This is a genomic window from Pseudomonas sp. Y5-11 (assembly GCF_022368695.1).
Taxonomy (GTDB): domain Bacteria; phylum Pseudomonadota; class Gammaproteobacteria; order Pseudomonadales; family Pseudomonadaceae; genus Aquipseudomonas; species Aquipseudomonas parakoreensis.
Window position 1 is genome coordinate 6,301,702 of record NZ_CP058974.1, and the last position, 26,967, is coordinate 6,328,668.

The window sequence follows — 26,967 nt, forward strand, 5'->3', positions numbered from 1 at the left end:
GCTTGGAAGTCGAGTCCGCTCGTCCTGAGGTTTGCCGTGGCCGCCTACAATTTGCGTCAGTTGAAATACTTCATCACCACCGTCGAATGCGGCAGCGTTGCCGAAGCCTCGCGCAAGCTGTACATCGCACAACCGGCGATCTCTACGGCGATCAAAGGTCTGGAAGACAGCTTCGCGGTGCAGCTGCTGATCCGCCATCACGCTCAGGGCGTATCCCTGACGCCGAGCGGTGCACGGTTCTTTCGCAAGGCGCAGGAGCTGCTGCGCATGGCTCGGGAGTTCGAGCAGAACGCCCTCGCCGATAACGACATCATCGCCGGACAGATCGACATCGGCTGCTTCGAAACCGTCGCGCCGTTGTACCTGCCGCAATTGATCGCCGGGTTTTCCACGCTGTATCCGGGCGTGAAAATCCGCATCCGCGACGGCGAGCAACAGGAACTGGTGCAAGGCCTGACCTCGGGCAGTTTCGACCTGGTGATCCTCTATGAACACGAACTCGATGCCACCATCCAGACCGAGCCGCTGATGCCGGCGCAACGGCCGTATGCGCTATTGCCGGCCGACCACCGTTTCGCCCAGTACAAGCAAGTGTCGCTGCGCGATCTGTGTCTGGAGCCGATGATTCTGCTCGACGTGCAGCCAAGCCGAACCTACTTCGTCAGCCTGTTCGAAGAACTGGGCCTGACCCCGCGCATCGAGTTCAGCTCGCCGTCGATCGAGATGGTCAGGGGCATGGTCGGTCAGGGTTTCGGTTTCTCGATCCTGGTGACCCGGCCCCACTCGGAATGCACCTATGACGGCAAGAAAGTGGTGTGCGTGGACATCGTCGAAGACGTCACCGGCTCAGGTCTGGTCGCCGCGTGGCTCAAGCGCGGGCAACTGACCAAACCGGCACAGCTGTTCGCCGACTATTGTCGCGAACAGTTGACCGCCAAGACCGCTGCCTGCCGCACCGAGCCATCAGGCAATCGGGACTGAGCGCTGTTCCACATCGATGCCGATCAACGGGCGTTTGAGCGCAATCGATACCCAGGCGCCCACGGCGGCGATGACGCAGGCGGCAAACCCCAACAGAAACGACATGAAGCTCAGCTCGTTGGCCACTGCCAACAGGCCGAGCACGGCGGCGGTAGCCTCGGCAGCGCCCCAGACACAGGTCTGCACGGCCATCGCCACGGAACTGCGCCCGCGCCAGATCTTCACGGCCTGAGCCTGGTACAGCGGCCCGCAGATCATCTCGCCGATCACGATAAACACCACCACGACAAACAGGATCGCCTGCGCCTGTGACGAAATGATCAACAGCAGGCAGCCCGCGCCGATCAACAGATTGGAAACGATGACCCGCCACAACCGCGAGACACGCTGCGCGAATGAGGTCACGTAAACCTGGCTGAAGATGATGATCCCGCTGGCCACCAGAAACAGCACGCCGACCAGTTCACTGGAAAAGCGCTCGGTGGCATAGGTAGGGAACACGTAATAAAACTGCGCATAGCCGATCATGGTCAGAAAGTTGATCGCCATGAACGCCACCACCTTGGGCGATGCCTCGGTTTCGCCCAGCGTGGAAGCACGCGCGGCAAACGCCACGCCTGCACTACGCGCCACCTGCGGAATCAGCCGCGTGGAAGCCGTGGCCAGCACGCCCAACAACAGCGGCAGGGCGACAAACCAGTAACCGGTGCCGGCAAGAATCAACGACGCCACGAACGGCGCGACCCCGGCCCCTGCGTTCGCCGCAACATTCTCGTAAGAGAGCACGCGTTCGTGCTCGCCCTCGCGAAAGTACTGCACGATGTAGGAAATCTGCGAGATCGTGGCGATCGAATTGGAGACACCGAACACCACAACCAGTACGACCCAGATCAACACGTTGGTAATGCCCATCGCGGCGGTGACCAGCATCAATAGCGCCGCCACCGCCACACAGAACAAGGCCAGGGCTATTTCCCGGCGTCGCTCGACCTTGTCCAGCATGCCCTGAAAAGCCAATGCGCCGATGCGGTTGGAGACAATCGCGAACCCGACAACGATCCCCGCCGCACTGGTACTGAGACCCACGGAGGCATTGAGCCAAATGGCCATGAACGGATAAAAACAGCTCCAGGCCGCGGACGAAAGAAACCGGACGAAGTAAATCATTTGAATACCGGGCTTCTAGGGCCGCGATCGGTCAGGACACGTACCTGGCCAATCTCGCGCGCGACGACATCGGCATAGCCGGTGAGCATGCCGACCCAGGCGTAGTCGGACGTGCCGATGGGCTGGATCACGCTGCCGACGTTGGCAATGGGCGTGTGAATGGAAGCCATCGGCGGAATCTCCCAGTCATGCACGACGGCTTCGTGATCCAGGCAGTACCAGTAGCTCAGGGTCTGGCGGCAAGATTCGACCGGCTGGTATTCAAGCGCAGCCTCCAGCAAGCCCAGTGGCAGCAGCGCCACGTGCTGCAGGACGGTCGCTGGCGCCAGATCGTAGGCCAGCGCAATCTGTTCAACGATGCTCGCGCCGCCCAGGCGCCCCATGTTGGCATCGATCAGATAAGCCGTGGCGTCGTTCGCAATGAACTCGCAATGGAAGAAGCCATTGTCGAACCCTGAACGGGCAATCAGATCGCGGACCGCCTTCTCGATTTTCGCCCGCACGGGCAAGGCCATGCGGGCGTCGGCCGGGAACTGGTTGGCGACTTCCGTGAATCCCACTCGGTCGCGCCTCGACAGTCCGAGGAAGACCACCCGCCCCTCCTGGGCAAAGCCTTCCAGGCTGACGAGATCACCCGCGCAATGCGCCTGGACAATCCAGGCAGTGTCTTGCGGGTCGTCGATTCCGCTGTTCAGGATGGCGGCGCGGATTACTGCGCCAGGGTCAGCGTCCGGTGCAATCGAGAGCAGGGTGGTGGCCACCGCGCCAGAGCCGACCGAGGGTTTGAGCACCACATCGTTTTGTTGCCCGGGTGTCAGCCAGGGAATGATCACGTCGCCATCGCTCAGCGACACACAGGTCTCGGCGGGCACATGTTCCGGGATCAAGCGGCCGACGAAGCCCTTGGAGGACAGCCGGGCAAACACCTCAGGCGGCGCCTTGAAGCCGAATTCTTCGGCAATCGCGGATACGACCGGGAACAACTCGTCAAAGAATGTCGTGATGCTGCGAATCACGCCAACCAGTGCGGGATGGGCGTTCAGGTAAGCGGACAGCGCGACCCTGTCGGTAAAGGCAGGAATGCAGGTGATCCCTTCGAACACGTTTTTCGCCGCGCCATGAAAACCCGAGGGGTCAACGGACAGTATCGGTTCGAAGCCCGCACCGCGGATCGCCTCGCACACGTACTTGATGGAGACCTTGTTGATGCCCACTATCAAAATATGATCCATATCTTTCACATCCATCCTTAAAAACAAAAATTCGACCGTTATCGAGCGTCAACCCGAAACGATTGATACATCTTGCCGGGGTTGAACAGGTTGTCCGGATCCAGGGCCGATTTGATGGCCCTCATGAACTGCAGCGCTGCGCCGTGTTGCGCCGACATCCACTTCAGTTTTCCCTGCCCTACCCCGTGCTCGCCGCTGACGGTGCCGCCGAACGACAACGCGCGACTCGACAGCCGGCTGAGGAACGCCTGAATGTCCGCACTTTCGTCTTCACCTTCATCGAGCATGATCAGCAGGTGAAAATTACCGTCACCGACATGGCCGATAAGCGGCGCATCAAGACCGGAGGCCGCAATGTCGGCGGCCGTGGCGCTGATGCAGGCACTCAGACAGGACAACGGGACACAGACATCGGTGGCCAGCCCCTTGCGGCCTTTGTAGAAAGCGTGAAAGGCCCACCAGGCGTCATGTCGGGCTTTCCACAGGGCCGTGCGTTCTTCAAGGCGCTCGGAGATCCTGACCTGCCCGCCGTACTCGCCGGCGCAATCCTTGAACAGCTCGACACTGCTGGCGACCGTCGACCGGTCGCCGTGAAACTCCAGAAACAGATGCGGCGTTTCCACCAGCCCCAGTGCCGCAGAATAGGCATTGCACGCACGCACCGCCGTGGCATCCAGCAGCTCGATCCGGGCGATCGCGAGTCCTTGGCCCAGGGCACTGGCCACCGTCTGTACCGCGTTATCCACCGAATCGAACGAACAGACACCGGCAACAATGGCCTCGGGCACCGGATGCAGGCGCACTTGCAGTTCGCTGAAGATGCCCAGAGTGCCCTCTGAACCGATGGCAATCGCCAGCAGATCCAGCCCCATGGCCGATTTGGGCGCGCGGGAACCAATGGCGGCGACCGAGCCGTCCGCCATGATCCAGCGTGCGGCTTTGACATTCCCGGCCATGGTCCCGTAGCGCACCGAGTTGGTCCCCGATGCACGGGTCGCCGCCATTCCGCCCATGGAAGCGTTGGCGCCAGGATCGACGGAAAAGAACAGTCCGGTCTCACGCAAGTGGCTGTTGAGTTGCTCGCGGGTAACGCCCGGCTGAACCGTGGCGGTCATGTCGGTGACGTTCACATCGACAATCGCGTTCATTTCCGAGCAGTCGACGCAGACGCCACCCTGTGGCGCATTGATCTGCCCTTCGAGGGACGAACGCGCACCCGACGGGATCAGCGCCACACCGTACTCACGGCAAAGCTTCACGACCTGAATGATTTCGTCTTCGCTGCGAACGGTCACTACCGCATCGGGGGGACTCAGCTCGATGCCGGGAGGCGCCTGGCAGAACTGTTGCCGGATTCCCTGTTCGAGCCTCAAGCGTTCGCCGAACAACTGACGGAGTTTTTCTACGACTGGAGCATTCATTCATCTCATCCCTGTTCTGACTGATGACGGCCGGTTTGCGGTTCTGCGCCCCGTTTTCTGTACTGTCCGCGCACTCCTGTGAACGGTTGGTTCTTGCCGGGCCATGCCACACCGAAGCGGCGAAGCGCCCGGCAGCTGTTCACTCCTCGTCTTTTTCACCGACGCGGGCCGCGCGCCCGTCGTACTCCGGACGCCCGGAAACCACCAGCCCGAAGAAATAAGGCTGTGCGCCTGAATCCTCCAGCTGACGGCCAGACTTGTTATGCACTTCGATGACCGAGAACAGGTCCACCAGACGGTCCTGAATCTGTTCTATTTCGGCGTCCTTGAGTGTCACCATCGAGCTGTATTTGAAAGAGCCTGAAACATCGAAGTATTCGCTCTTCTCCGGTTTGAGCAGCGACCGGTCCACTTCATGGCGCAGGAACTGATCCTTCAACTTCAACGCATCCACCGTCCTGGGCATCCTCAACGTGGGTGCATGCCGGACAAACGGGTCATCCGGCGTTGCGCGCGGCTTGGAGACCAGGTTCAGGAACGCTTCAGTGTCCCGGTCATAAGCCAGACCGATCTGCTGGCACACCAGCTGAATCTCCGCCACTGAGGCGCTGTCGACCATGTACAGATACGTCATCAATGGCAGCAGTTCGAATTGCGCCTCGAACGCGGCGATCACCTCTTCGGTGACAATGAACTCACGCTCGTAGCGACTCAGGCTCAGGGCCCGGCGCAAGATTCTGGAGTCGTGTTCGCGCAGTTCCAGGCGCGAAGTGAGATCGGTCACCTCGACGCCTTTGCCGAACAACATTTCGTGGACGTCCGCCGGCAACAAATCCCTGAAGTAGTGCCAGAAATAATCAAAACTGGCTTTGCTGGCCGCGTCGATGCCAAGGTGATCATGCAGTTCGACCGCAGCATCGATACTCAGGTATTTCCTTCCGGCCTCGACGTCGCGGTAGTAATTGGCCGAGAACGGAATATTGACCTCGTCGAGAAACGTGGAGATCTTCAGATGCCCCGCGTCGATTCGAAACTGCATGAGAAATGCGCCAAACGCACGTTTGCTATCCAAGCTCTTCCGCCTCTGCCGACAGAGTGACAAGCACTCTGGTCGTGTTTTTCTTGATCTTCATACTGGAAGTCACCACGCCTATTTCTTGCGTATTACGCACATGAACGCCCCCACAGGGGATTGACCAGTCTTCGCATTGCCACCAACGAAATCCCTGTCCCTGGCGGGTATCCGCTTCCGTACGAATCTCATGACTTGCAGAGCAAAACTCGTTCAAGGCATCTGTTGCGCGCCTCAGACTGTCTTCGTCGAACTCACCGACAAACTCGTATTGGTTCTCGCCACCCTCGTCGCTCAGCGGCGAACGAACCGGATGCGCAATCGCTCGCCCGAGCGTCCGCTCGAGCATGCAATGAATCAAATGCATCGCCGAATGAACCCGCATCTGATGATATCGCAATGACCAATCCAGCGTGGCGGTCGCCTGCCGGTCGCTCACCCGCGTCTGCAGGTCAGCGAACGTTTCGTCGTCAATGCTCAGGTAATGCCTGATCTGATCGTCCCGTTTTTTCGTCGCGACGATCTCCAGCGTGCGCAGTGCTTCACCCTCCCCGGCGAGCGGAATGTTCAATACCCCCCGATCGCCCAGTTGCCCGCCTCCCTGGGGGTAGAACACGGTTTCGCCGAGGAGTGCGAAAGGCAGACCGGCGTCGTCGCGCGCCAGTCGATCAACTCGGCAGTCCAGTTGCTTCAAGTAGGGTTCAGCGTGAAACAACGTCAGCGTCTGGCTCATTTTTACCTCAGTCAAGGTTTCACTGATCTTGCCCTGCCGGCCTCAGGCAAGTTCCAGGGTTTGCAGTTTTTGCTTCAGTACAGCGCGCAACCGGGTCATCTGCGCCTGGTTGCCGAAGGAGATCCGCAGACACGTCTCAAGACCATAGTCGGTCAACCGGGACGTCAGGAAACCTTCCCTTTCCAGATGCTGATGCAAATCCTGGCAGCGTGGCGCGGTGACGCACTCGACGAAAACAAAGTTGACGTAGCGGCTTCTGGCTTCAATGCCGCAGGACTTGAACAGGCTCACGAGCTCCTGCCCCCACGCCTGACAATACGCCGCCGTGTTGTCCAGATGATCGCCGTCCTGCAGGACGTATTCGCCTGCCAGGGCGGAAAACGAACTGACGTTGTACGGCGCACGCCGCGCTTGCAGCGCCGGCACCTGATCGCCGCTCGCATAAGCCCAGCCAAGGCGCAGGCCGGCAATACCGTAGGCCTTGGAAAACGTGCGCAGGCATATCGCGTTTTCCCGGCTGTTGACGATCTGAATGCCAGCCGTGTTTTCCCGATCCGGCGCAAACTCTGCGTACGCTTCGTCGATGATGACGGTCGTGCCGGGTGGAATCAGCGCCACCAGCGATAACAGCTGCGAGGGCAACAGATAGTCGCCCAATGGATTGGACGGATTGACCAGCACCACGACGTCGGGCTTTTGCTCAAGAGCAAGTTGCAATGCCGCCTCATAGTCGCCGCTGGCATCCGGGGTCATCTCGCTGTAGTCGGCCCCCAGCAACGCGGCCCGGATTTTGTACATCTTGAAGCAGTGCTGTTGCGTCACGATGCGACTGCCGGGCTTCAACAGGCTACGCAACGCAATGTCGATCAGTTCGTCCGAACCGGCGCCCACCACGACGCGCTCGGGATCAATGCGCCAGCGCTCGCCGATTGCCAGGCGCAGAGACTTGTAAGTGACTTCGGGGTATTCGCTGAGCAGCGTCGGCATCGAGGCGCACAGCTCCAGGGCCAGGCCTGATGCACCCAGCGGATTTTCGTTGGCATGCAGCCGCACCGGCTCAGTGATCGCCGTTGCCAACAGGTCACCCTTTCCCGACGAACTCATCGGCTGTGCCCTCCCAGTACCTGGGTAACGAGCGCTTCCAGGTAAGCGGTCAACGCCACATCCCGATCCAGATACGGAATGTGTTCACGCACCCGCGCATGCCAGGCGCGGCCCTTCGGCCCGAGTCTGGCGTTGCCGCGAATATCGGCGGCCTGGGCTGCACAGATCAGTTCAAACGCGAGAACGTAACGCGTGTTCTGCAGCACTTCGGTCACCCGGCGCGCGGCGACTAGGCCGAAGGAAACCACGTCCTGGAAATCGCCGGTGGTGGTCAGGGTCTGGATCGAGACGGGGGTGGCCAGCGAACGGTTTTCTGCCGTCAGCGACGCCGACATGAATTGCCCGCCCATGAGGCCGAAACGCAGGCCACCGTTTTCCGCGCACAGGAATGACGGCAGGCCATTGCTGTTGGCTTTGGTCAGGAAGCGATCGATCCGCCGATCCGAAAGATTGCACAGGGTGATGATGGAGATCGTCAGGTAGTCCATGGCCGAAGCGATGTATTGCCCATGAAAATGGCCATTGTGAAAAACCTCGCCGTTTTCAGGGGTGATCAACGGGTTGTCGTTGGACGAGTTCAGTTCGTTGCCAACCACACGCTCGACAAATTCGATGGTCTCCAGCACCGGCCCGAGGATTTGCGGCGTGCAGCGAATGGAATAGGCATCTTCGATGGGCATGTCTTCCTGGCGTACCTGGTCGGTGCGCAGGGCGCTCAATTGCGAAGAGAGTTCAAGATCGTCAATCGCCAGTTCCGAGCCTTGCAGATCGGCCCAGATGGCCTCGGCAATTTTTTGCTGGCCCAGGTGCGGTTTCAACTGGTGAACATCCGGATGGAAAGGACGTACCCGAGCCTGCAGCGCTTCAAACGAGAAGGCCGAGATCGACGTGTATTGTTCGAGCAGTTCCCGGGCTTCAACCACATTCATCGCCGCCACCGCGACCATGCAGGAGGTGCCATTGATCAGCGCCAGCCCTTCCTTGTAACTCAGGTGCAGCGGCGCCAGGCCCAATTGCTCGAGCGCTTGCGCCGCCGGAATCCGGGCACCGTCGAGGTAGGCATGACCGTCTCCGGTCAGCATCCGCGCAACCGCCGCCAGCGGCCCCAGGTCGCCACTGGTCCCCAACGAGCCCTTGCTCGGGATTTCCGGGATCAGGCCGGCGTTGTAAATGGCGATGTAGCGGTCGAAATTTTCCAGCGAAAGTGCCGAGTTGCCACGGGACAGCGATACGATCCGCGCAAACATGGTGGCTCGCGCCACACTGTCCGGGAACCGCTCGGCAACGTTGGTCGAGACGCCCTGAATCAGGTTCGATTGAAGCTCGTGGGCTTTGTCGATGGGCACCAGATGGTCAACGAAACCACCCATCCCGGTGTTCACCCCATAAATCACCGCGCCTTGTGCAACCAGATTTTCCAGGGCGTCTCGCGATGCCTGAACCCGTTGCCGGGTGGCTTGCGAAGCGACCACCTTTGCCCCGGGCCGGGAATACCTGATCAAGTCCTTGAGACTGACATCCACGCCGGGGGTCAGTACAAACGTGCTATCCGACGTGAAGTTTCTTTCCTGAATCGTCATCTTTTCATCCCTGAGCTGCGTGTGGCTGATCATCCGCCCAATTGGCGATGATCACGTTGATGGTCCTGTTGCCGGAAAAGGCGCGCCGGCCGTGGGCATACTGGAAATTGTCGAGCAGCAAAATATCGCCCGCCCGCAGATCGACATCCTGTTCCAGACGTCTGACGGTGTGGAACAACTCCAGCGTCAGGTCTTGCGGCAGTGGTTCGCCGTCACCGAAACACATGGCCTCCAACAGTTGCGGCGTGTTGCGCTGCGCCTCGGCCAATTCACTGGCGTCCTGTTCACGACCGTCGATGCGCGCCCATTCGATCATCGCGGCCGCGCCCCAGAAGTGCGCCTGATTGCACCAGATGTCCGCCGCTTTGCGCGGGTGTCGGCGCATCGGGGCGATACAGTCCTGCCAGAGGATCAGGTCGCCGCCACTCCACTCGAAGTCCCAACCGCGCGCCCGGCACAGCACTTCTGCCTCGGCGGTGCTGGAAGTGGAGAACGTCTCCTGCCAGCTTTTTTTCACCCCGGGCTTGAGATTCACCCGCGCCTCGCCGGGCAGCGTGCGGCGCAACTTGAGCCCGCGATCGGTCAGTTGCTGCAGGGTGGCGCGATCAATCAACTGCTCCAGTTTGCGCATGTCCCCGACCACGGATTCACCGCCACGTTCCGCAGGCTCGACACACACGAAAGCGATGATTTCGGGCGGATGTTGTACATAGGCCATTTCCTGATGAAGGATCACCGACCAGTCGGGCGGGGTGCGCGTCGCTTCCATGACCTTGCCCTGGATCGTCGAGCGTGGAGAGCTGCCGCCGAGGTAATCGCGCGTGTGAAAACCCAGCGCACCGATGGCCCGTTCAAACACCTCGGGATCCCTGCACGGCGTGGCACCGCGAATGAGCACCGCGCCTTCACTCAACAGTTGTGCCCGAATGTCCTGCGCCGCCGCCGAAAAATAGCCCGCCGGATCGGCCTCGGCGCCGACCACAAAATCGAATGTCCCTAGTGCATTGCAGCCCGTCACCGTCATCACTCCTCAGTCCCTGGAATCGTTGGCATGTCCCTGTGCGATGCATTAGATACCATCCCCCATTTACAAATTCAACAGATAGAAATATGTTTCTTCCAATAGATTTTTCCATGAAGCGCGCACGAAATCGCGCGCAACCAAGCTGAAAACCCGATCTAACTGATTGATAAAAATAGAAATAATCTGAAGGAACAGAATCCGTATGACTGTGGAGAATTACCCGTCCCCCACTGTTGGCACCGTCGCGTCACTGCATCGGCCCGTCTCGCCCCGCGCAAGTGTCTTGCAAACACTCAAGCAACCTTGCGAGTACCCTTTCTCATGAGCGGACTCCATGCGCACTCAGGTCAACTGCAACGCAGTTTGAAAAATCGACACATCCAATTGATCGCACTGGGAGGCGCCGTCGGCACGGGGTTGTTTCTGGGCTCAGCGGGCGCACTCAAGTCTGCCGGGCCCTCGATGATCCTCGGCTACGCCATTTGCGGCTTCATCGCCTTCATGATCATGCGACAACTGGGCGAGATGATCGTTGAAGAGCCGGTTGCCGGCTCTTTCAGCCATTTCGCCCACAAGTATTGGGGCGCATTCGCCGGCTTCCTGTCGGGATGGAACTGCTGGATGCTGTACACCCTGGTCGGCATGTCCGAGCTGACAGCCGTCGGCAAATACGTGCATTACTGGTGGCCCGAGATACCGATCTGGGTATCGGCTGCGGTGTTTTTTGTGCTGATCAATGCACTCAACCTGATCAACGTCAAAGTGTTCGGCGAGGCGGAATTCTGGTTCGCCATCATCAAGGTGTTGGCGGTGATCGGGATGATCGTCATGGGCAGCTACCTGCTGTTCAGCGGTAACGGAGGGCCGCAGGCATCGTTGAGCAACCTGTGGCAGCACGGCGGCTTTTTCCCCCACGGGATGGCCGGCCTGGCCATGTCCATGGCGGTTATCATGCTGTCCTTTGGCGGGCTGGAAATGCTCGGTTTTACCGCCGCCGAAGCGCAAAACCCTCGTCGCGTGATCCCCAAGGCGATCAATCAGGTAATCTACCGCATCCTGATTTTCTACATCGGCGTACTCGTCGTGCTGTTGTCATTGATGCCGTGGGACAGCCTGCTGACGTCACTCAATGCCACTGGCGATACCTACAGCGGCAGCCCGTTCGTACGCGTGTGGTCAATGCTCGACAGCAATACCGCCGCGCACATTCTCAACTTCGTGGTCCTTACCGCGGCGTTGTCGGTCTATAACAGCGGCACCTACTGCAACAGCCGGATCCTGCTCGGTCTGGCCCGGCAGGGTGACGCGCCACAAAGCCTGGTCAAGATCGACTCGCGCGGGGTTCCTGTGCGTTCGATCCTCGCAACGGCTGCGGTGACCTTGATCGCGGTGGTGATGAACTACGTGATCCCGCAGCAGGCCCTCGAAATACTGCTATCACTGGTGGTGGCGACGCTGCTGATCAACTGGGCGATGATCAGCCTGGCCCACGGCAAATTTCGCCGGCACCTGAACGAGACCCGGCAGACACCACAGTTCAAGGCGCTTTGGTACCCCTACGGTAACTATGTCTGTCTGGCCTTCATGGTGTTCATCATGGCGGTCATGCTGATGGACCCCGTCAACCGGATGGCGGTCTACGCGATTCCGCTGTGGATCACGCTGGTGTGGGTCTGCCACAGCATCAAGCACCGCCGCCGTGCTGCGCAAAGCCTCTACGGCGAGGCCTGATCATCCCCGGACAAAGGCTCACTTGCGCGGTTTGATCCGCGCCGTGGCCTCGGCCACCAGCGGATCATCCGGCCAATAATCGCCCGGATCAGCTACGTCTCTAACCATTGACACAGCAGTAGGCCTGCAAGATTGGGCTTTACCACTGAGTCAGTGAACTGCTCATTGACAGTCAATGTTTGCGCCTGATATTGACGCATCAGGAACGCCAAAAGTGGAGGATTGACAGAGGCATCCGGCCTCAGATTCTTAACGCCTCCAAACATTGACAGTTTTATTTGGGTGAATGCAAACGTGCCTTTGAAAAGGCAGTGCCGAAGCCGATGAGAATTACGACAATTTGCGGCCGAGCCAAGCACTAGCGGCGAGTTCAAACCTACGCCGAGGCTATATACAAAAATCACGACCTCACTGAAGCAGATATGCGCCGAGCGCTGTTTGGCGGTGCAGCCACTTGCGCAGACTCATGCCTTACATGAACATGACAATCTTTCGGATAACTCGAACATCCAGCCAGTGAAGGCTGCGGAGAAAAAGAAGATCGGTGAAAGCGTTCACCCCCGTGTTAAGGGTCACGCTGCGGGTCGGTAATGAGTTTGAGGGTAGGAAGCACACAATGGTCCATGAGGAGGATACGCTCAGTACGCGTCTCGCAGAACAGAAAGCGATCAAAGCGGCCAGGAAGAATTACCGCCTTGTAGAGTTGGTTTCTGTAAAACCGATGTAGCGTGGCTCATCGACTTGCCACCAAAGATCAGTGCACCCGTTATAAGACCATCCCCTCGGCAAACCTGAATCAGCAGTTTCTCGACCATCCGAGTGCCCTGGGTAGTGGATAACAGTGCGAGGGGCTGTTCCTTGGCAAAACGTTGCTTAGGCTTGCTCAGCCAGCGCTGGGCTTTTTTGACGTCTCCGAACAGCGCCTCTGCCATTGCTGTCACATGTGCAAGTCGGAACAACCGATCACTCTCGTCCAGATTTAAGCGTTGTCGGCGAGCCAATCGGGCGTTAAGGGTCCCAACCGGCATAATCTTTTCAAGGGCGACTGCGTCGTACACGCCAGATTCGCTAAGCAATTTGAATCTCTCGGCTGCGAATCCTGCCGCGATAATCTCGTGGTTCTCTTGCTCTGATGCCCCTACGCCAATTTGAAGTGAAACTCCAAGATGACGTCGGTAGTGACGGTACACCGGTTTAGGCAGCAATTCAGCCAACATAGGTCGCCTCTTGACCGGCCATGTTCCACGACGGGTGACGTTCTTCTAGGAAATATGGGCTGGTAGTACAGCCCTGTCAACGTCGGCATCTGACAACAAAAATTCCCCGGGAAGGAAATGTTGCTGCTCAAGACTTCAACTGACGCGTCCACACGAGCATGCAGGTTCTCCTCACGTATTCACATGCCCGGCCGATAACCACTATGCCCTGCTGGGCACTGGATAACGGAATTAGGGATGAACCGGATGATGTTTCGCAACGCTCTCGCATTTACGCTGGCATTAGTGGCCTGTAACTCAATAGCAGCAAGCTTTGATTGTTCTAAGGCCGCAAATTTTGCGGAATCCAGCATCTGTAATGACGGCTATCTGAGTGGCGTCGACAGCATTCTGGCGCGCTCCTATCAAAAAGCCCTCGCTGAAACGGAACACCCGGATGAGCTACGGCAATCACAACGCGAATGGCTATCGGTGCGAGACCAGTGCACCACCCAGAAGTGTCTCGATCAAACCTTGGGAGCTCGTGTCACCTTTCTGGATAGTTACTCACGCGTTGAAAAAAGTAAGGCATACGCTGCAGAAGAGAAGCTGCGCAAGGATGAGTATGAAGCTCAGCGCCAGGCAGAGGATCTTGCCAACTCACAAAGAGATCAGCAGTACCGGATCGCTCAGGAACAATTCCGTCAACAAAAACAGCAATCTGCTCAGCCGCACCAGGTGGCTCAAACACAATCACAAAGTGTGCAACCGGCGCCCTCCTCTCAGAGCCCAGCCAATGTGTTTTCGGCACAGCAAGTGCGCCCTGCTCAGCCTGTAGCTGGGAAACCAGCAGTGCTACGCATGTGGCAGGCCTTCTGGGCAGGCCCGGCATGGAAATACACGCTCTTGATAGGATCTTTGATCACCTGCCTGGCGATCTGGAGACACCACACAGAGGCTGCCACGATCTACACCGACTACACCGATGCTGCGATCACGAATGCGCTGCCCGCGATCGGAGCGGTTGCGGCTCTGATCCTTCGCTGGCTTGAAATGCCTGGCTTGGTCTCAGGGATAGCGTTGGGTACCGGGATTATCTTGGCCATTGCATATGCCGTATTCGCGACCTTCCGGACAAACCAGGGAGCTCTGAGTATCACCCTAGTTATTGTTGCCAAGCTCACTCTCATCACAGTGTTCTACGCGTTGATTGGAATGCTGATCGCGTCTCTCTTTTCGAACAGTGCCAGACGCAAAGGTGAATCCCAAGCGCGTGCTGCTGCTAGAAACAGTCGAGAGAAGAAGCAAACGATGGCTCTGATCACAGGCTTGTCGGTGGCTTACACCGCTTTTACTGCCTGGGTCTGCCGGCGACCTGAGTTCACCTCACTTTCCGAATGCCTGGAATTTGATACAGCACCTGCATAAGCCAGGGCGATCGGAACGCGATCGCGTGCTTTAGTAAACAAGTAGCCCGGGAGATTTCCTGGGCTTTTTTTGTGCCACGTTACTATCAGGGGTTTGGGGAGCAATGGAACCGAAAACCAACGTAAGCACGAATTAGAGTTCGCTTTACTCGTATGTGACTGTTGATTGGAGAACTCTGATTGTCGAAACGAGTTTATCGAACCGCTTTTCGGATGTTTACGGTCCTTCCTGATGTTCGTTAAAGCGGTTTCATAAAACGGTGGTTTTATCGTACTCCCCAGACAGAGCGCTGGTTTGCGGGCAGGTACTGGGCTTAAGTGCGTTTACTGTTCCATTGCTCCCCGAACCCCTCCATCGGGCTGATGCCGTCCGACACCGGCGAGCCTGGCGGGAAACGTCATGGCCAGCAGATGACGCACTACATCATCGAGGGCGGGCCGTTCGATCTTTCCAGCAAGGAACTGATCGAACAGGGCCGCATGTTGTCCTGGATCGACGTGGTAACCAAACGGGTTCCTATGTCGGCAGTGCTGCTCTACGGGCCTGGCGGCGAGCCGGTGCCAGGTACGCCGGAAGATCCGACGATAGATATATCGGCGCTGACCTCGGCGGGTTTGCTGCAGCCAGATCCTGGCAAGGAAGACCCGAAGAACAAGCGCAAGTACACCTGTCCGAGTTGCCACCTGAATCTATGGGGCAAACCGGGGCTTAGCGGTCGGATTCAATGTATTGAGTGCGCAGTCCCGTTTGTGGACTCGAAAGAGCTGGTCGAAGTCCCGCCAGAGGTGGCGGCTGAGAGCGGCGAATAGGCCCGCGCAGATCGCGGGCGAAGCCCGAACCATTCCAACTTGCGGATCCAAGGGGGGCACCCCTTTGGTCGCCGAAGGCATTCCGATGCAATGGCCAGCGCATGAAAAATCGCCCAGCGAGCGGGGCCCGTCAGAGGCCAGAGCGAGCGATGCAGTTATCCACGGGCCGGGAGGTTTCTTGCCCGGGCGGTGGATAACTGCAGGGTGATTTCCTGAGTCGTGCGCAGATCCAGGACGCGGGCTGTTGCATCGCCCGGGCTATCGGCTTTTTCCCTGTATCGATATAAAGAGTGGGGGACGTTGACCTGGTGCAAGCGGAGCGCGCAGCCCGGGACGGGCGAAGGCGTGAGGATCGAAGCCCGAAGGGCCAAGACCCGGCGCGCTTTTGGCCGGGGCTTGGTTTACGAGAGCCGTTTCGGCGAGGCCGAACACGCACAGCGGCGGGGTCACACCGGCTCGCGTTGCGGGTAACGCACCCTATGTTCAATCGGGGGTACAGAGAAGGGGTGCATAGAGAAAACGGAAAAAATCGTACGATAGGCCCTGTGACCCGCAAAGTTCGGGCATGTCTCTGTCAGAGTGTTTGCACTTGCTCGGTTTGCCTTTCATTTCTTGACTACAATCGTGGGAGCTGAAGGATCAGATCCCCTCAACAAAAGCCCCGTCAAGATGCCGGGGCTTTTGTTTTCAGTCCACACCGTTGAGCAGAGAACGACTAGATCATGGTGAGCTGATGCCGGTAGGTGTTGTCATAGAGGTTTGATAGTGCTCCATGTTCAGTCTTTCGCATTCAGCATCTGCTTCTATCTGTGTCGGGTAGGTGAACTGCAATCGCTGCTTATCTTGATTGTCATAAATATCAAACCCGCCAGGAACTGTAGTGGAGTGAAAGCGAGTTCCATTACGAATCGATCCTGTTTCGATGGGGATCGCAGGAACAACAACAAATCTCTGAATCATCGTCGCGTCCTTGTGTTGAGTGAATCTTAACTAATAGCGGCAGCCCGCCACTTCTTCAAGTTTTGATAAACCCAATGACAACCAAGCAGCCTGAAGCCGTGGCCTGTCAGGTTGAAGTCATAGAGGTTTGTAGGGAAACGTCAGGAAAAGCCGAAATAGCCCCTATCTTGACGTACTTCGGTCGTCCGGTCTGACGCCAGGTTGAGGCATACCCCATTCGGACACCGACTACACAACCTAAGGGCTTGCAGGCTGTCAGCAGGGCTTATCGTACGATTTTTTCCGTTTTCTCTATGCCCCCCTGATTGATCACGAAAAATCACGCTGCTATCTGCTGGCAAGGTTCAAGCTGCAAAACGGCGATCAACGCTACCTTCTAGAAATAGATACCTCAGACAACCGGAAGACCATGTCAACGCGGATCATGGGCTTCAAAGCAGGTGTTGAGGCAGGAAAATGCATAGACAGGATCTTGAGGGAGACAGTGAAAGGCTCGTTGCGTTGGCCAGGCACCATGGCGAAGTACTGTGAGCCTTTGCACTCTGTGCATCACCCGAAAGAAAGCTCACCTGGGGCCAACCATGCCCGGGTGTTCGACTGGAAGCAGCGGATACGCGCGGCCCTAGGCTGATTGCAGAATACACCGCAGTTCGGCTGCGATACATCTTGTCGCGCACTGCGTGCAGCCTCCCCGAAACTGCCCGGAGCCGTGCCAAGGCGATATAGGCCCCTTGGGAGTCGGCAAGACGCATCTGGCCATCGCACTGCGCTATCGGGCGGCGCAGTGCGGCATCAAGACCCGCTTCATCACTGCGGCCGACCTTGGTGCTGCAACTGGGCGCGGACCAGCGTAACCGTCCGGGCATCCCGGCTGGCTTGACCCCGCCAAGCTAAGAGATGGTGGCAGTTCGTGGATGCCGTTTCCCGGGTGCACGCGATCCGAGACCACGCGATCAAGCAGGAAAACGAGCACCTGGGCTTGCCTGACTGACCGCAGGCCGGCGACGACAAGGTGGAAAAGTTCGGCGTGTGGCTCTGGCGGCAACGATCCCGCGAAGGGCGGACGGTGCTTGAGCTGTTGAACGTAAGCGTGCGGGCAAACCGTCTTGCGCGACTATGCCGGATGCCACCTATGCGGCAGCAGCTCTGCAATCTCACTCGCCCGCTGCGTCGGCAACCGTGTCAGCACATCCTTGAGATAGGCATACGGATCGTGCCCATTATTACGGGCCGACTGGATCAAACTCATGATCGCAGCAGCGCACTTGAGCATGCGATCCCGCGCCGAGCATTTGAGAAGGCAACGGGATGAACGCTGGCTGGATAGCCGTGGTTTTCTGGGTATGCAGCCGAATCCATTTGTGGACGAGGTTGGCATTGAGGCTGTAGCCCAAGGCGATGTTTGCGATGGAGGCACCGGGTTCAGAACACTCCTGAATGACCTGGGCCTTGAAAGATTTGCTGTAGGTACGGCGCTGAGGGGGCATGGAAAATCCGCTTGATGGGCCATGGCCTTCGGCGGCGGTGTCGGGAAGGTGTGTTGGCCGGACGGATACTGTTGAACTACGCTGTCTGGGGCAACGGAAGTGTTTCGGCCCGACTCTGGAACGCGATCCGCAGCGACGACTGGGCAATTCCGCACGTTGGCCTGAGCAGTTGACCTGCATCAATGGGGCGGGAGATCGCTGTACATTGACTCTTGAAGTTTGTCCTGGTAAGCGCAATATCTTGCAAAGTCTTGCAAGGATTTCCTTGGCCGGAACCGCAAAGCGACGCGATTGGAGAGGGTGAGATGAAAGCGCACCTACAGGTGATTTTCACGCTCGATGAATTGGCTGCGTACTTGAAAGTCGGCAAGCGGACGCTTTATCGGCTCGCCGCGCACGGGGAAATTCCGGCTTTCAAGGTGGGCGGGACGTGGCGGTTTCGTCAAAGTGAAATCGATCAGTGGATCAATGATCAGACCCGAGCCGGAGCAAAGAAGGAGGTGATGCGCAAGCGTGAACAGCAGAAGTCATCCGAGCCGCCCGTGTCGCCTGGGCGCACTGCCCGTCGCAGCAGGTAAAGGGCTTGAGTAACTCGTTTTTCAATTTTTCTGGAGGTATGACATGGACATCGATTTCAAGAAGTTGGCTCCCTGGAACTGGTTCAAGAACGAGCAGCAAGAGCAGCAGACCGCCTCTTCCCTGCCGGTGCAGCGCAATGACCTGCCAGCGGCGAGCGGGCCAGTCAGCCCGATCCTGCAACTGCATCGCGAGATCGACCGGCTGTTCGATGACGCGTTCCGGGGCTTCGGTTTTCCGGCGCGGGCCATGCCGCGGCTGCCATCCGATTGGTCGGGCATGCTGAAGCCGGCCCTGGACATCCAGGAAACCGACAAGCAGTACAAGATTGCCCTGGAAGTGCCCGGTGTCGAGGAAAAGGACATCCAGATCACCCTCGACAACGACGTGCTGGTGGTGCGTGGCGAGAAGCGCCAGGAACAGGAGAAGAAGGAAGGTGGCTTCCACCGTGTGGAGCGCACCTACGGCAGCTTTCACCGCGCCTTGAACCTGCCTGACGACGCCAATCAGGATTCGATCAAGGCATCGTTCAAGAACGGGGTGCTCACGGTCACGATCGACAAGCGCGAGGTCAGCGCGCCGAAGCAGGGACGTTCGATCCCGATCAACAGCTGACGTCGCCGGCTCGTTCGTCACAAGAAAAACCCGGTACGAGACGAGGTGTCGCGGCTCGCGATGCCTCGTCGCCTCAACCTTGTCAACCTTCTCAGGAGCATCAGCATGGCCAGAAAACAATGCCAGGTCTGCGGCCAACCCGCCACCGTGCGGGTGGAAGCCAATCTCAACGGGCGTCACAGCACCATGCTGTTGTGCGACGACCATTACCGCCAACTGGTGCGCCAGCAAAAGCGCACCGTCTCGCCGCTGGAAGCCTTGTTCGGCTCGCGCAGCGGCCTGTTCGAGGACTTCCTCGGCAGTGACTTCTTCCGCATCGGCGACGACGCGACGCCCTTTGCCGCCGATACCGATGACGTGGTCGATGCCGTGTTTGGCGAACCCGCCGCCGCAGGTTCGGGGGCACCGCGCCGGCGCGGCAGGGGGCTGGCCAGCCGCCTCAGCGAACAGTCGGAAGCCCTGCTGCAAGAGGCCGCCAAACACGCTGCCGAATTTGGCCGCTCCGAGGTGGATACCGAACATCTGCTGCTGGCGCTGGCCGACAGCGACGTGGTCAAGACCATCCTGGGTCAGTTCAAAATCAAGGTCGATGACCTCAAGCGGCAGATCGAGTCCGAGGCCAAGCGCGGGGACAAGCCGTTCGAGGGCGAGATCGGCGTGTCGCCGCGCGTGAAGGATGCGCTCAGCCGCGCCTTCGTGGCCTCCAATGAACTCGGCCATTCCTATGTCGGTCCGGAGCATTTCCTGATCGGTCTGACCGAGGAAGGCGAAGGGCTGGCCGCCAACCTGCTACGCCGCTACGGCCTGACGCCGCAGGCGCTGCGCCAACAGGTCAGCAAGGTGGTCGGCAAAGGCGCCGAGGATGGCCGCGCCGAGACGCCGACCAACACGCCAGAACTCGACAAGTATTCGCGCGACCTCACCAAGATGGCGCGCGAGGGCAAGCTCGATCCGGTCATCGGCCGTGCGCAGGAGATCGAGACCACCATCGAGGTGCTGGCCCGGCGCAAGAAAAACAACCCGGTGTTGATCGGTGAGCCCGGCGTCGGCAAGACCGCCATTGTCGAAGGACTGGCGCAGCGGATGGTCGCCGGCGAAGTGCCCGAGACGCTGCGCGACAAGCGTCTGGTGGAACTCAACATCAACGCCATGGTGGCCGGCGCCAAGTATCGCGGCGAGTTCGAGGAGCGCGTGCAGAAGGTGCTCAAGGAAGTGACCGAGCACCAGGGCGAGATGATTCTCTTCATCGATGAAGTGCACACCATCGTCGGTGCCGGCCAGGGTGGCGGCGAAGGCGGGCTGGACGTGGCCAACGTGTTCAAGCCGATGATGGCGCGCGGCGAGCTGAACCTGATCGGCGCCACCACGCTCAACGAGTATCAGAAGTACATCGAGAAGGACGCCGCGCTGGAGCGTCGTTTCCAGCCGGTGATGGTGCCCGAGCCGACGGTAGCGCAGACCATGATGATCCTGCGCGGCCTGCGCGACACCTTCGAGGCGCACCACAAGGTCAGCATCACCGAGGATGCGATCATCGCCGCCGCCGAGTTGTCGGACCGCTACATCACCGCGCGCTTTTTGCCTGACAAGGCCATCGACCTGCTTGACCAGGCGGCCGCACGCGTGAAGCTGTCGGCCACGGCTCGCCCAGTGGCCGTACAAGAGCTGGAGTCCGAACTGCACCAGTTGCGGCGTGAGCAGGACTACATGGCCTCGCGCAAGCAGTACGACAAGGCCGCCGAGCTGGGCAAGCGCATCGAGGCAAAAGAGGCCGAACTCAAGAAGCTCATCGAAGATTGGGAGCGCGAGCGCGCCTCGGGCAGCGCCGAAGTCAAGGCCGAGCATGTCGCGCAGATCGTCTCGCGCCTGACCGGCATTCCGGTCAACGAGCTGACGGTGGAAGAACGCGAGAAGCTGTTGCATCTGGAACAGCGGCTGCACGAGCGCCTGGTGGGCCAGGACGAAGCGGTGCGCGCGGTGGCCGATGCCGTGCGGTTGTCGCGCGCGGGGCTGCGCGAAGGCGGCAAGCCGGTGGCGACTTTTCTGTTCCTCGGGCCGACCGGCGTGGGCAAGACCGAGCTCGCCAAGGCGCTGGCCGAGTCCATCTATGGCGATGAAGGTGCGCTGCTGCGCATCGACATGTCCGAGTACGGGGAACGCCATACCGTGGCACGCCTGGTGGGCGCGCCTCCGGGTTATGTGGGCTATGACGAGGGCGGCCAGCTCACCGAGAAGGTGCGTCGCAAGCCCTACAGCGTGTTGCTGCTGGACGAGATCGAGAAGGCTCACCCCGACGTCTACAACATCCTGCTGCAGGTGTTCGACGACGGGCGGCTCACCGACGGCAAGGGCCGGGTGGTGGATTTCACCAATACCATCATCATCGCCACCTCGAACTTGGGCTCGGACATCATCCAGCGTCGGCTGAAGGCCCGTAGCGCCGCCGGCGAGGAATACGAGAAGACCAAGTCCGAGGTGATGGACGTGCTGCGCGGACACTTCCGCCCCGAGTTCATCAACCGCATCGACGAGATCATCGTCTTCCATGCGCTGGGCAAGGAGGAGATCCGCCATATCGTCGGCCTGCAGCTCGATCGTGTGGCCCGCAACGCCGCCAGCCAGGGCGTGACGCTGACCTTCGATCAGACCTTGATCGACCACTTCGCGGAGGAAGGCTACAAGCCCGAGTTCGGTGCGCGTGAACTCAAGCGCCTGATCCGCAGCGAGCTGGAAACCGCGCTGGCACGCGAGATGCTCGGCGGCGGAATCGGCAAGGGCGATCACGCCAGCGCACGCTGGGACGACAAGGCCGAACGGGTGGTCTTCGAGCGCCAGGAGCCACCCGCAAAGCCGGCCGAGCCTGAGAAGCCCGATGCCGCGAACGTGGCCGAGACGCCGCCGAGCGACGCGAGCAAGCCTGCGCGCAAGAAAAAGTCAGCGGGCGGCGAATCTTGAGTCATGGGGAGGCTGTCGTGATCCTTCAATTGACCCAAGGACTTGTTCTTGATGGAAACGAAAAGTAGCAGGCGCTATTCAGAGTGCGCCGGCGGCTCTGTTCGGTGCGTCATCCAATTCGCCGGCATTGTTCAAGGAGAACCGATATGTCTGCATTGACTCCGTGGGACCCCTTCCGGGAACTGGATGAATTGCAAAACCGCCTGGCGACGATGTTGGGACGGCCCCCCCAGCGACAGGGCGCCCGTACCGGCAACGAAGCCATGACCACGGCGGACTGGGCACCAATGGTGGACATCAGCGAGGATGAGAACGCATTCCTCCTCAAGCTGGATCTGCCGGAGGTCCCCAAGGATGCCGTGCGCGTCAGCGCGGAAAACGGCGTACTCACCATCAGCGGCGAGCGCAAACTGGAAAAAGAGGAGCAGGGCAAGAAATTCCACCGCATCGAACGTGCGTATGGCCGCTTTGTGCGCAGCTTTGTCTTACCTGACAACGTTGATCCGACCAAGGTGACGGCTTCGATGAAAGACGGCGTGCTGGAAGTGCGGCTTGTCAAGGCCGAGCAAGCCAAGCCGAAGCAGATTGAAATTTCAGTCAATTAACTTCAATTGGAGTCCAACATCATGAATATCAAACAGCCCCAATACATCCGTTCCGCACTTGCCCTGGCGGTCTGCATCGGACTGAGTGGACCGGTTTTGGCCCAATCGGCGGCAAGTCCAAGCGCTGCAGCGCCCTCTGTCGCACCCAAGGCGGCGCAGCCACAAGTAGACGACAAGGCCGCCCAGGAAGCCGAAAAAAAGCGTTCCGAGCTCACTCAGGACGCCATCACGGCGCTCACCAAGACCCAGGAGGCTTTGACCCTCCTTGATGCAAATAAGACCAAGGAGGCGCTCGCTGCGCTGGAACTGGCCACCGGAAAGCTGGAACTGGTATTGGCACGCGACGCCAAACTTGCTTTGGCGCCGGTCGATGTACGCGTCATCACCCATGATATCCACGCCAACGTGGAATCGGTAAAGAAAGCGGTCAAGTTGTCTCGGGAGTTGTTGGGTGATGGCGAGGTGCAAAAGGCCCGGCCCATCGTTGCCAATCTGGCCAGCGAAATCGTGATCGAAACCGACAACCTGCCCATGGCAACGTACCCGGCAGCGATCAAGTCGGCTGCACGGCTCGTCGACAGCGGCAAGATCGACGAAGCCAAAGCAGAGCTCGCCCGAGCACTGAACACGCTGGTGGTCATCCAAGTTGTACTCCCTCTGCCCGTGCTACGGGCCGAGGCCGCGATAGCAAAAGCTGAAAAGCTGGCCGAGACTGACAAGCGCGATGCCAAGCAGAACGAGGAGCTCAGCACCTTGCTGTCGTCCGTGCGCACGGAGATCGAGCTGGCGCAAATCCTGGGTTATGGCAAGAAGGAGGACTTCAAACCCATCTTCGATCAGGTGAAGTCCATTGAGCAAAAGTCGGCTGGTGGCAAAAGCGGCAATGGATGGTTCGACGAGTTGAAGACGCGCATCCAAAAGCTGTTTTGAGGTGATGAAGGGGCCGACTGCTCCATCGGTCAGTCTCGCGATATTCGCAGTCGGCCCCAATAGATTCCCCTATTTTCACTATCTCATACGAGGCATATCACCATGAATGAGCAAACATCGAATCCCAACGCGATCAACGAAGGCACGAACGAACAGGCCGCGGTAAGCAGCCTTCCTGCCAGACCAGAGCCCAAGCCTGAAGTCGTCACGGAGGTACAGCCTGAGGTTCAGAAGGAAACGGACTCGCAAGCGGCAGACAAACGTAAACAAGTCCTCGATGAGGCCGTCTCGGCCTTGGCGCTGACCAAATCAGCGCTGGCGGCCCTGGACGAAAAAGAATCCGCGCGAGCACTGGCAACGCTGGCCGAAGTGACGGGAAAGCTGGAGCTGATCGTTGCACGCGAACCCACGCTCGCCCTGGCCCCCGTTGATGTGCGCACCATCGTGCACGACTTGTTCGCCAACACGGAAACCGTTGAGGCGATGACTGACGAGGCGCTGGATGCCCTCAAACATGGCGAGGTGCAACGCGCTCGTCGCGTGTTGGCATTGCTGGCCAGCGAAATCGTGATTGCGGTCACCAACATCCCTCTGGCGACTTACCCGGCAGCCGTGAAATCCGTCGTGCCGCTGATCGATCAGGGCAAGATCGAAGAGGCCAAGGCCGCGCTGCAGTTGGCGCTCGGCACGCTCGTCGAGACACTCAGCGTCATCCCGCTGCCCATCCTGCGCGCCAAACTGCTCGTCAAGCGCGCCGAGACCTTGACAGAAGATGGCCAGCGCAGCGAGGCGTCCGGTGAACGCCTGCAGGACTTGTTAAACGAAGCCCGGCAGCAGTTGGAAATGGCAGAACTGCTGGGCTATGGCAAAAAGAAGGACTTTGAGCCCCTGTACTCTGAACTCAAGAAAGTCAAGGAAAAGACGGCCGGAGGCGGGAGCGGAAAAGGCTGGCTCGATGAAATCAAGGCGAGACTGTCAAAGCTGTTCTAAAACCGCAAGAGAGGGGCGAATAGCCCCTCTCTTCGCCATGAAGGCTTGATTTTCCTGATCTCATGATCCATCAAGGAGATATCGCATGAATGCAAATACCATCGCCGATTCGAATGCGGATAACCCTGCCGATGCCGTGTGTTCACTGACCCAAAATTGGTGGTTGTTTGCGCTGCGCGGCATATTCGCGTTGATTTTTGCAGTCCTCGCATTCTGGATGCCACACTCGGCTTTGTTCGCCATGACGATAGTGTTCGGCGCATTTTCTTTGGTCAATGGTGCGTTCAACCTGGTTGCAGCGGTGCGGCAAATGCGGCAAAAGCAGCGCTGGGGCTGGCTGTTGTTCAGCGGCATCGTCGGCATACTCACCGGTGTCGTTGTGGTAGTTGCCCCTCTGGCTGCCACTTTGGCGTTGGCCTATTTCTTGTGGGTAAGCGTGGCATTCTGGGCAATTTTCACCGGTATGCTGGAGATATCCGCCGCCGTTCGTCTGCGCCGGGAAATCAAGGGCGAGATCTGGCTTGCCCTCAGCGGGCTGCTTTCCGTGCTCCTCGGTGCGATCATCCTATGGATGTTTTTTACCCGCCCGATCGAATCATTTCTGGCCGCGGGCTGGGTATTGGGTTTCCATGCTGCGATCTTCGGTATGACTCTTTTGCTTCTTAGTTGGCGTTTGCGCAAAGCGCGTCAGCGGTAAGGGCGTGAAAAACCAAACCGTAAGATCATCTTTGAAAATCAACATATCCAATCACCCGGGTCCACTCACCTGGGCGGACAACCCTAAAGGGCTTGAGCATGCGTATACAATATAGCTATCGACTCGTCGAAAAAGAATTTCATGAACCTTGGCGAATGTCTGTAGAAAAAGCGGTTGAACCCGCTCTCAAGCCGCTGATCGAAAAGCGCTCCGAAGATTCGGTACGTCTTCAAATCGTCCTCGAACGCGCGAAAAAAGGATCTCGCTTAACGGCCAGTGGCCACATGCACTTGCCGGGCAAAAAAATCGTCAGCGTCACTGCATCGCATAACGATCTGACGCCTCTCGCGCACATGCTAGCGCAGGCGTTGTTCCGGCAGGCCAAGAAGCACTTTGATCGGCTGAGCGCTCAGGATCAAATCAAGCGTAAGGCGCGTCGTGAACGCTTGCGCGAGCTCAAGGCGCGGATCGACACTCAACCTGCCTCTGTCGTCCAGCAAGCACGCGGGATAATCGAGACGCTGCTGCCGAAGGTTGAGGCCGTTGCGCAACGCGAGTTGGCTTATCTGCATGCCGCCGGTGATTTGCCTCGCGATTATCCGACGCTGCACGACGTGGTGGACGAAGCGATTGCTCTGGCTGAATCGGTATGGACATCCGTTCCAGAAGAAAATGCCGCTTACCTCGATCTTTTGAAACATCTTTTTGCCGTCATTGATCGCGAAGTGGCAAACAGCCGGCAATATGGCGAGGCCGTTTCGCTGGATGCGCCGGTCGAAGCGGATGCGCAGGACATGGCGGAGGCCATGGTAGAGGAAGAGTTCTACGAGTTTTATCAGCCTGATGACGCACTCAGCCTGGCCGACGTCATGGCTGATAGTCGGCTTCCCGACCCAGCAGCAATCGCCGAACAGGAGGAAATTGGTGACAGATCGAGCGAATTCGCATTTGCATTCGACCTGATGAAGGGTATGCCGCACTTGTGGCGCCGCATTTTTCTGCTTATCCGGGTGGATGGGCTGGATGCAGGCTGCGCTGCTGAAATCCTGCGGATGCCTAATAAGATAGATGCTGTCAGAGCGGGGCTCATTCAAGCCGAAGCCTTCATTGCGGCTCACGTGGAAGATGCCGGCGTGAGCGAAGACGGGAACGATTGGATCAAAGGCGTAAATTGGTCGGCGATGTCGGTGATCCGAAGCGAGGCAACCTCACCGCAGTCCAAGGAAGCGAACCATGAAAAATGAACTCCACATCGTCTGCCCACATTGCCAGTCCATCAACAGCGTGCCGGCCGCCAAGCTCGCGGATCGTCCCAACTGCGGCCGCTGCCAGCAGCCCTTGTTCACCGGCGAGCCCATCGAGTTGACGACGGCGACGTTCTCGCGCCACGTGGAGCGCAGCGATCTGCCGCTGCTGGTCGATTTCTGGGCGCCCTGGTGCGGGCCGTGCAAGATGATGGCGCCGCAGTTTCAACAAGCCGCGCGCCAGCTCGAACCCGGGATCAGGCTGGCAAAGGTGAACACCGAGGCTGAGCCCCACCTGGCCGCGCAGTTCGGTATCCGCAGCATTCCGACGCTCGCCCTGTTCCAGGGCGGACGTGAGATCGCCCGCCAGGCAGGCGCCATGGGCTCGCAGGACATCGTGCGCTGGGCCTCTGCACAGGTGGGACGCTGA

General features: G+C 58.9%; 24 protein-coding genes and 3 pseudogenes. 15 read left to right on the forward strand and 12 right to left on the reverse strand.

All coding sequences use genetic code 11. The annotated features are described in order from the left end of the window. The first annotated feature begins 36 nt into the window (after window positions 1–36). Window positions 37–981: a LysR family transcriptional regulator gene (locus HXW87_RS28380; protein ID WP_239778211.1), complete on the forward strand. Its 945-nt coding sequence runs from the start codon at window positions 37–39 to the stop codon at window positions 979–981. Here HXW87_RS28380 and HXW87_RS28385 read toward each other — a convergent pair. The 8 genes from HXW87_RS28385 to HXW87_RS28420 form a co-directional block, all read right to left on the reverse strand. Continuing rightward, complete coding sequence (locus HXW87_RS28385) at window positions 964–2,148, reverse strand: MFS transporter (protein WP_239778213.1); 1,185 nt, start codon at window positions 2,146–2,148, stop codon at window positions 964–966. The two genes, HXW87_RS28380 and HXW87_RS28385, sit on opposite strands and share 18 nt — an antisense overlap. Beyond that, window positions 2,145–3,380 carry an ATP-grasp domain-containing protein gene (locus HXW87_RS28390; protein ID WP_239778214.1) on the reverse strand — a complete coding sequence of 412 codons (1,236 nt, stop codon included), beginning with the start codon at window positions 3,378–3,380 and terminating at the stop codon, window positions 2,145–2,147. The genes HXW87_RS28385 and HXW87_RS28390 overlap by 4 nt, the downstream gene beginning before the upstream one ends. A 38-nt stretch (window positions 3,381–3,418) precedes the next feature. After that, window positions 3,419–4,801, reverse strand: coding sequence for an FAD-linked oxidase C-terminal domain-containing protein (locus HXW87_RS28395; protein WP_239778216.1), 1,383 nt, complete (start codon window positions 4,799–4,801; stop codon window positions 3,419–3,421). A gap of 139 nt (window positions 4,802–4,940) precedes the next feature. Next, window positions 4,941–5,840 (reverse strand): hypothetical protein, encoded by a 900-nt coding sequence (locus HXW87_RS28400; protein ID WP_239778219.1) that lies wholly within the window; start codon window positions 5,838–5,840, stop codon window positions 4,941–4,943. Window positions 5,841–5,865: 25 nt separating this feature from the next. Beyond that, window positions 5,866–6,606: an alanyl-tRNA editing protein gene (locus HXW87_RS28405; protein ID WP_047296767.1), complete on the reverse strand. Its 741-nt coding sequence runs from the start codon at window positions 6,604–6,606 to the stop codon at window positions 5,866–5,868. A 42-nt stretch (window positions 6,607–6,648) separates the two neighbouring features. Beyond that, the gene (locus HXW87_RS28410; protein ID WP_239778220.1) at window positions 6,649–7,710 is read right to left on the reverse strand and encodes a histidinol-phosphate transaminase; all 1,062 of its coding nucleotides are present in this window, start codon (window positions 7,708–7,710) and stop codon (window positions 6,649–6,651) included. Continuing rightward, window positions 7,707–9,290 carry a phenylalanine aminomutase (D-beta-phenylalanine forming) gene (locus HXW87_RS28415; RefSeq protein WP_182401489.1) on the reverse strand — a complete coding sequence of 528 codons (1,584 nt, stop codon included), beginning with the start codon at window positions 9,288–9,290 and terminating at the stop codon, window positions 7,707–7,709. Before HXW87_RS28415 ends, HXW87_RS28410 begins: the two co-directional genes overlap by 4 nt. A gap of 4 nt (window positions 9,291–9,294) precedes the next feature. After that, window positions 9,295–10,308: a TauD/TfdA family dioxygenase gene (locus tag HXW87_RS28420; protein ID WP_239778222.1), complete on the reverse strand. Its 1,014-nt coding sequence runs from the start codon at window positions 10,306–10,308 to the stop codon at window positions 9,295–9,297. 327 nt (window positions 10,309–10,635) lie between these two features. Between HXW87_RS28420 and HXW87_RS28425 the strand changes: the two genes are divergently transcribed. Next, window positions 10,636–12,045: an amino acid permease gene (locus HXW87_RS28425; protein ID WP_239778224.1), complete on the forward strand. Its 1,410-nt coding sequence runs from the start codon at window positions 10,636–10,638 to the stop codon at window positions 12,043–12,045. A 668-nt stretch (window positions 12,046–12,713) separates the two neighbouring features. Here the strand turns inward: HXW87_RS28425 and HXW87_RS28430 are convergent. Further along, window positions 12,714–13,262 (reverse strand): antitoxin Xre/MbcA/ParS toxin-binding domain-containing protein, encoded by a 549-nt coding sequence (locus tag HXW87_RS28430; RefSeq protein ID WP_017849609.1) that lies wholly within the window; start codon window positions 13,260–13,262, stop codon window positions 12,714–12,716. A 237-nt stretch (window positions 13,263–13,499) separates the two neighbouring features. Between HXW87_RS28430 and HXW87_RS28435 the strand changes: the two genes are divergently transcribed. Together HXW87_RS28435 and HXW87_RS28440 are read left to right on the forward strand one after the other, a co-directional pair. Beyond that, window positions 13,500–14,669: a lysozyme inhibitor LprI family protein gene (locus tag HXW87_RS28435; protein ID WP_179294960.1), complete on the forward strand. Its 1,170-nt coding sequence runs from the start codon at window positions 13,500–13,502 to the stop codon at window positions 14,667–14,669. A 317-nt stretch (window positions 14,670–14,986) separates the two neighbouring features. Then, window positions 14,987–15,478, forward strand: a complete 492-nt coding sequence (locus HXW87_RS28440; RefSeq protein ID WP_239778225.1) for a hypothetical protein — start codon at window positions 14,987–14,989, stop codon at window positions 15,476–15,478. A gap of 720 nt (window positions 15,479–16,198) precedes the next feature. On the opposite strand, the gene HXW87_RS28445 is transcribed toward HXW87_RS28440, so the two are convergent. Further along, entirely contained in the window at window positions 16,199–16,438 is a 240-nt protein-coding gene (locus tag HXW87_RS28445; RefSeq protein WP_081791613.1) for a hypothetical protein, read from the reverse strand. Between the two features lie 301 nt (window positions 16,439–16,739). Between HXW87_RS28445 and HXW87_RS28450 the strand changes: the two are divergent. After that, window positions 16,740–17,069 (forward strand): annotated as a pseudogene (locus HXW87_RS28450) (Tn7-like element transposition protein TnsE); the annotation flags it as partial. Window positions 17,070–17,160: 91 nt separating this feature from the next. Next, window positions 17,161–17,259: pseudogene (locus HXW87_RS28455) on the forward strand (ATP-binding protein); the annotation flags it as partial. Between the two features lie 293 nt (window positions 17,260–17,552). Here the strand turns inward: HXW87_RS28455 and HXW87_RS28460 are convergent. Continuing rightward, a pseudogene (locus HXW87_RS28460) lies at window positions 17,553–17,705 on the reverse strand (transposase domain-containing protein); the annotation flags it as partial. Next, window positions 17,662–17,925, reverse strand: a complete 264-nt coding sequence (locus HXW87_RS28465) for a transposase (RefSeq protein ID WP_001446199.1) — start codon at window positions 17,923–17,925, stop codon at window positions 17,662–17,664. The pseudogene HXW87_RS28460 and the gene HXW87_RS28465, both read right to left, overlap by 44 nt. Window positions 17,926–18,230: 305 nt before the next feature. Between HXW87_RS28465 and HXW87_RS28470 the strand changes: the two genes are divergently transcribed. The 9 genes from HXW87_RS28470 (at window position 18,231) to trx-GI (ending at window position 26,967) form a co-directional block, all read left to right on the forward strand. Further along, window positions 18,231–18,503 carry a helix-turn-helix domain-containing protein gene (locus HXW87_RS28470; protein WP_034126242.1) on the forward strand — a complete coding sequence of 91 codons (273 nt, stop codon included), beginning with the start codon at window positions 18,231–18,233 and terminating at the stop codon, window positions 18,501–18,503. 43 nt (window positions 18,504–18,546) lie between these two features. Then, the gene (gene hsp20 / locus HXW87_RS28475) at window positions 18,547–19,116 is read left to right on the forward strand and encodes a small heat shock protein sHSP20 (protein WP_239778226.1); all 570 of its coding nucleotides are present in this window, start codon (window positions 18,547–18,549) and stop codon (window positions 19,114–19,116) included. 105 nt (window positions 19,117–19,221) lie between these two features. Beyond that, window positions 19,222–22,071 (forward strand): heat shock survival AAA family ATPase ClpK, encoded by a 2,850-nt coding sequence (gene clpK, locus HXW87_RS28480; RefSeq protein ID WP_239778228.1) that lies wholly within the window; start codon window positions 19,222–19,224, stop codon window positions 22,069–22,071. A gap of 146 nt (window positions 22,072–22,217) precedes the next feature. Then, complete coding sequence (hsp20-GI, locus tag HXW87_RS28485) at window positions 22,218–22,676, forward strand: small heat shock protein sHSP20-GI (protein WP_016782889.1); 459 nt, start codon at window positions 22,218–22,220, stop codon at window positions 22,674–22,676. A 21-nt stretch (window positions 22,677–22,697) separates the two neighbouring features. Next, window positions 22,698–23,606 (forward strand): heat resistance protein YfdX1, encoded by a 909-nt coding sequence (gene yfdX1 / locus HXW87_RS28490; protein ID WP_016782890.1) that lies wholly within the window; start codon window positions 22,698–22,700, stop codon window positions 23,604–23,606. Window positions 23,607–23,708: 102 nt separating this feature from the next. Then, window positions 23,709–24,596: a YfdX family protein gene (locus tag HXW87_RS28495; RefSeq protein WP_016782891.1), complete on the forward strand. Its 888-nt coding sequence runs from the start codon at window positions 23,709–23,711 to the stop codon at window positions 24,594–24,596. 85 nt (window positions 24,597–24,681) lie between these two features. Further along, window positions 24,682–25,293, forward strand: a complete 612-nt coding sequence (locus HXW87_RS28500) for a DUF308 domain-containing protein (protein WP_000993372.1) — start codon at window positions 24,682–24,684, stop codon at window positions 25,291–25,293. Window positions 25,294–25,391: 98 nt separating this feature from the next. Next, complete coding sequence (locus HXW87_RS28505; protein WP_029611654.1) at window positions 25,392–26,537, forward strand: hypothetical protein; 1,146 nt, start codon at window positions 25,392–25,394, stop codon at window positions 26,535–26,537. Continuing rightward, window positions 26,527–26,967 carry a heat resistance system thioredoxin Trx-GI gene (gene trx-GI / locus HXW87_RS28510; RefSeq protein ID WP_000787151.1) on the forward strand — a complete coding sequence of 147 codons (441 nt, stop codon included), beginning with the start codon at window positions 26,527–26,529 and terminating at the stop codon, window positions 26,965–26,967. Before HXW87_RS28505 ends, trx-GI begins: the two co-directional genes overlap by 11 nt.

Excerpts from the sequence above, each read along its gene's own strand:
- HXW87_RS28385 (WP_239778213.1), bottom strand. The coding sequence starts at position 2,148 with ATGATTTACTTCGTCCGGTTTCTTTCGTCCGCGGCCTGGAGCTGTTTT.
- HXW87_RS28390 (WP_239778214.1), bottom strand. The coding sequence starts at position 3,380 with ATGGATCATATTTTGATAGTGGGCATCAACAAGGTCTCCATCAAGTAC.
- HXW87_RS28395 (WP_239778216.1), bottom strand. The coding sequence starts at position 4,801 with ATGAATGCTCCAGTCGTAGAAAAACTCCGTCAGTTGTTCGGCGAACGC.
- HXW87_RS28400 (WP_239778219.1), bottom strand. The coding sequence starts at position 5,840 with ATGCAGTTTCGAATCGACGCGGGGCATCTGAAGATCTCCACGTTTCTC.
- HXW87_RS28405 (WP_047296767.1), bottom strand. The coding sequence starts at position 6,606 with ATGAGCCAGACGCTGACGTTGTTTCACGCTGAACCCTACTTGAAGCAA.
- HXW87_RS28410 (WP_239778220.1), bottom strand. The coding sequence starts at position 7,710 with ATGAGTTCGTCGGGAAAGGGTGACCTGTTGGCAACGGCGATCACTGAG.
- HXW87_RS28415 (WP_182401489.1), bottom strand. The coding sequence starts at position 9,290 with ATGACGATTCAGGAAAGAAACTTCACGTCGGATAGCACGTTTGTACTG.
- HXW87_RS28425 (WP_239778224.1), top strand. The coding sequence starts at position 10,636 with ATGAGCGGACTCCATGCGCACTCAGGTCAACTGCAACGCAGTTTGAAA.
- HXW87_RS28430 (WP_017849609.1), bottom strand. The coding sequence starts at position 13,262 with ATGTTGGCTGAATTGCTGCCTAAACCGGTGTACCGTCACTACCGACGT.
- HXW87_RS28435 (WP_179294960.1), top strand. The coding sequence starts at position 13,500 with ATGAACCGGATGATGTTTCGCAACGCTCTCGCATTTACGCTGGCATTA.
- HXW87_RS28445 (WP_081791613.1), bottom strand. The coding sequence starts at position 16,438 with ATGATTCAGAGATTTGTTGTTGTTCCTGCGATCCCCATCGAAACAGGA.
- HXW87_RS28465 (WP_001446199.1), bottom strand. The coding sequence starts at position 17,925 with ATGCCCCCTCAGCGCCGTACCTACAGCAAATCTTTCAAGGCCCAGGTC.
- HXW87_RS28470 (WP_034126242.1), top strand. The coding sequence starts at position 18,231 with ATGAAAGCGCACCTACAGGTGATTTTCACGCTCGATGAATTGGCTGCG.
- hsp20 (WP_239778226.1), top strand. The coding sequence starts at position 18,547 with ATGGACATCGATTTCAAGAAGTTGGCTCCCTGGAACTGGTTCAAGAAC.
- clpK (WP_239778228.1), top strand. The coding sequence starts at position 19,222 with ATGGCCAGAAAACAATGCCAGGTCTGCGGCCAACCCGCCACCGTGCGG.
- hsp20-GI (WP_016782889.1), top strand. The coding sequence starts at position 22,218 with ATGTCTGCATTGACTCCGTGGGACCCCTTCCGGGAACTGGATGAATTG.
- yfdX1 (WP_016782890.1), top strand. The coding sequence starts at position 22,698 with ATGAATATCAAACAGCCCCAATACATCCGTTCCGCACTTGCCCTGGCG.
- HXW87_RS28495 (WP_016782891.1), top strand. The coding sequence starts at position 23,709 with ATGAATGAGCAAACATCGAATCCCAACGCGATCAACGAAGGCACGAAC.
- HXW87_RS28500 (WP_000993372.1), top strand. The coding sequence starts at position 24,682 with ATGAATGCAAATACCATCGCCGATTCGAATGCGGATAACCCTGCCGAT.
- HXW87_RS28505 (WP_029611654.1), top strand. The coding sequence starts at position 25,392 with ATGCGTATACAATATAGCTATCGACTCGTCGAAAAAGAATTTCATGAA.
- trx-GI (WP_000787151.1), top strand. The coding sequence starts at position 26,527 with ATGAAAAATGAACTCCACATCGTCTGCCCACATTGCCAGTCCATCAAC.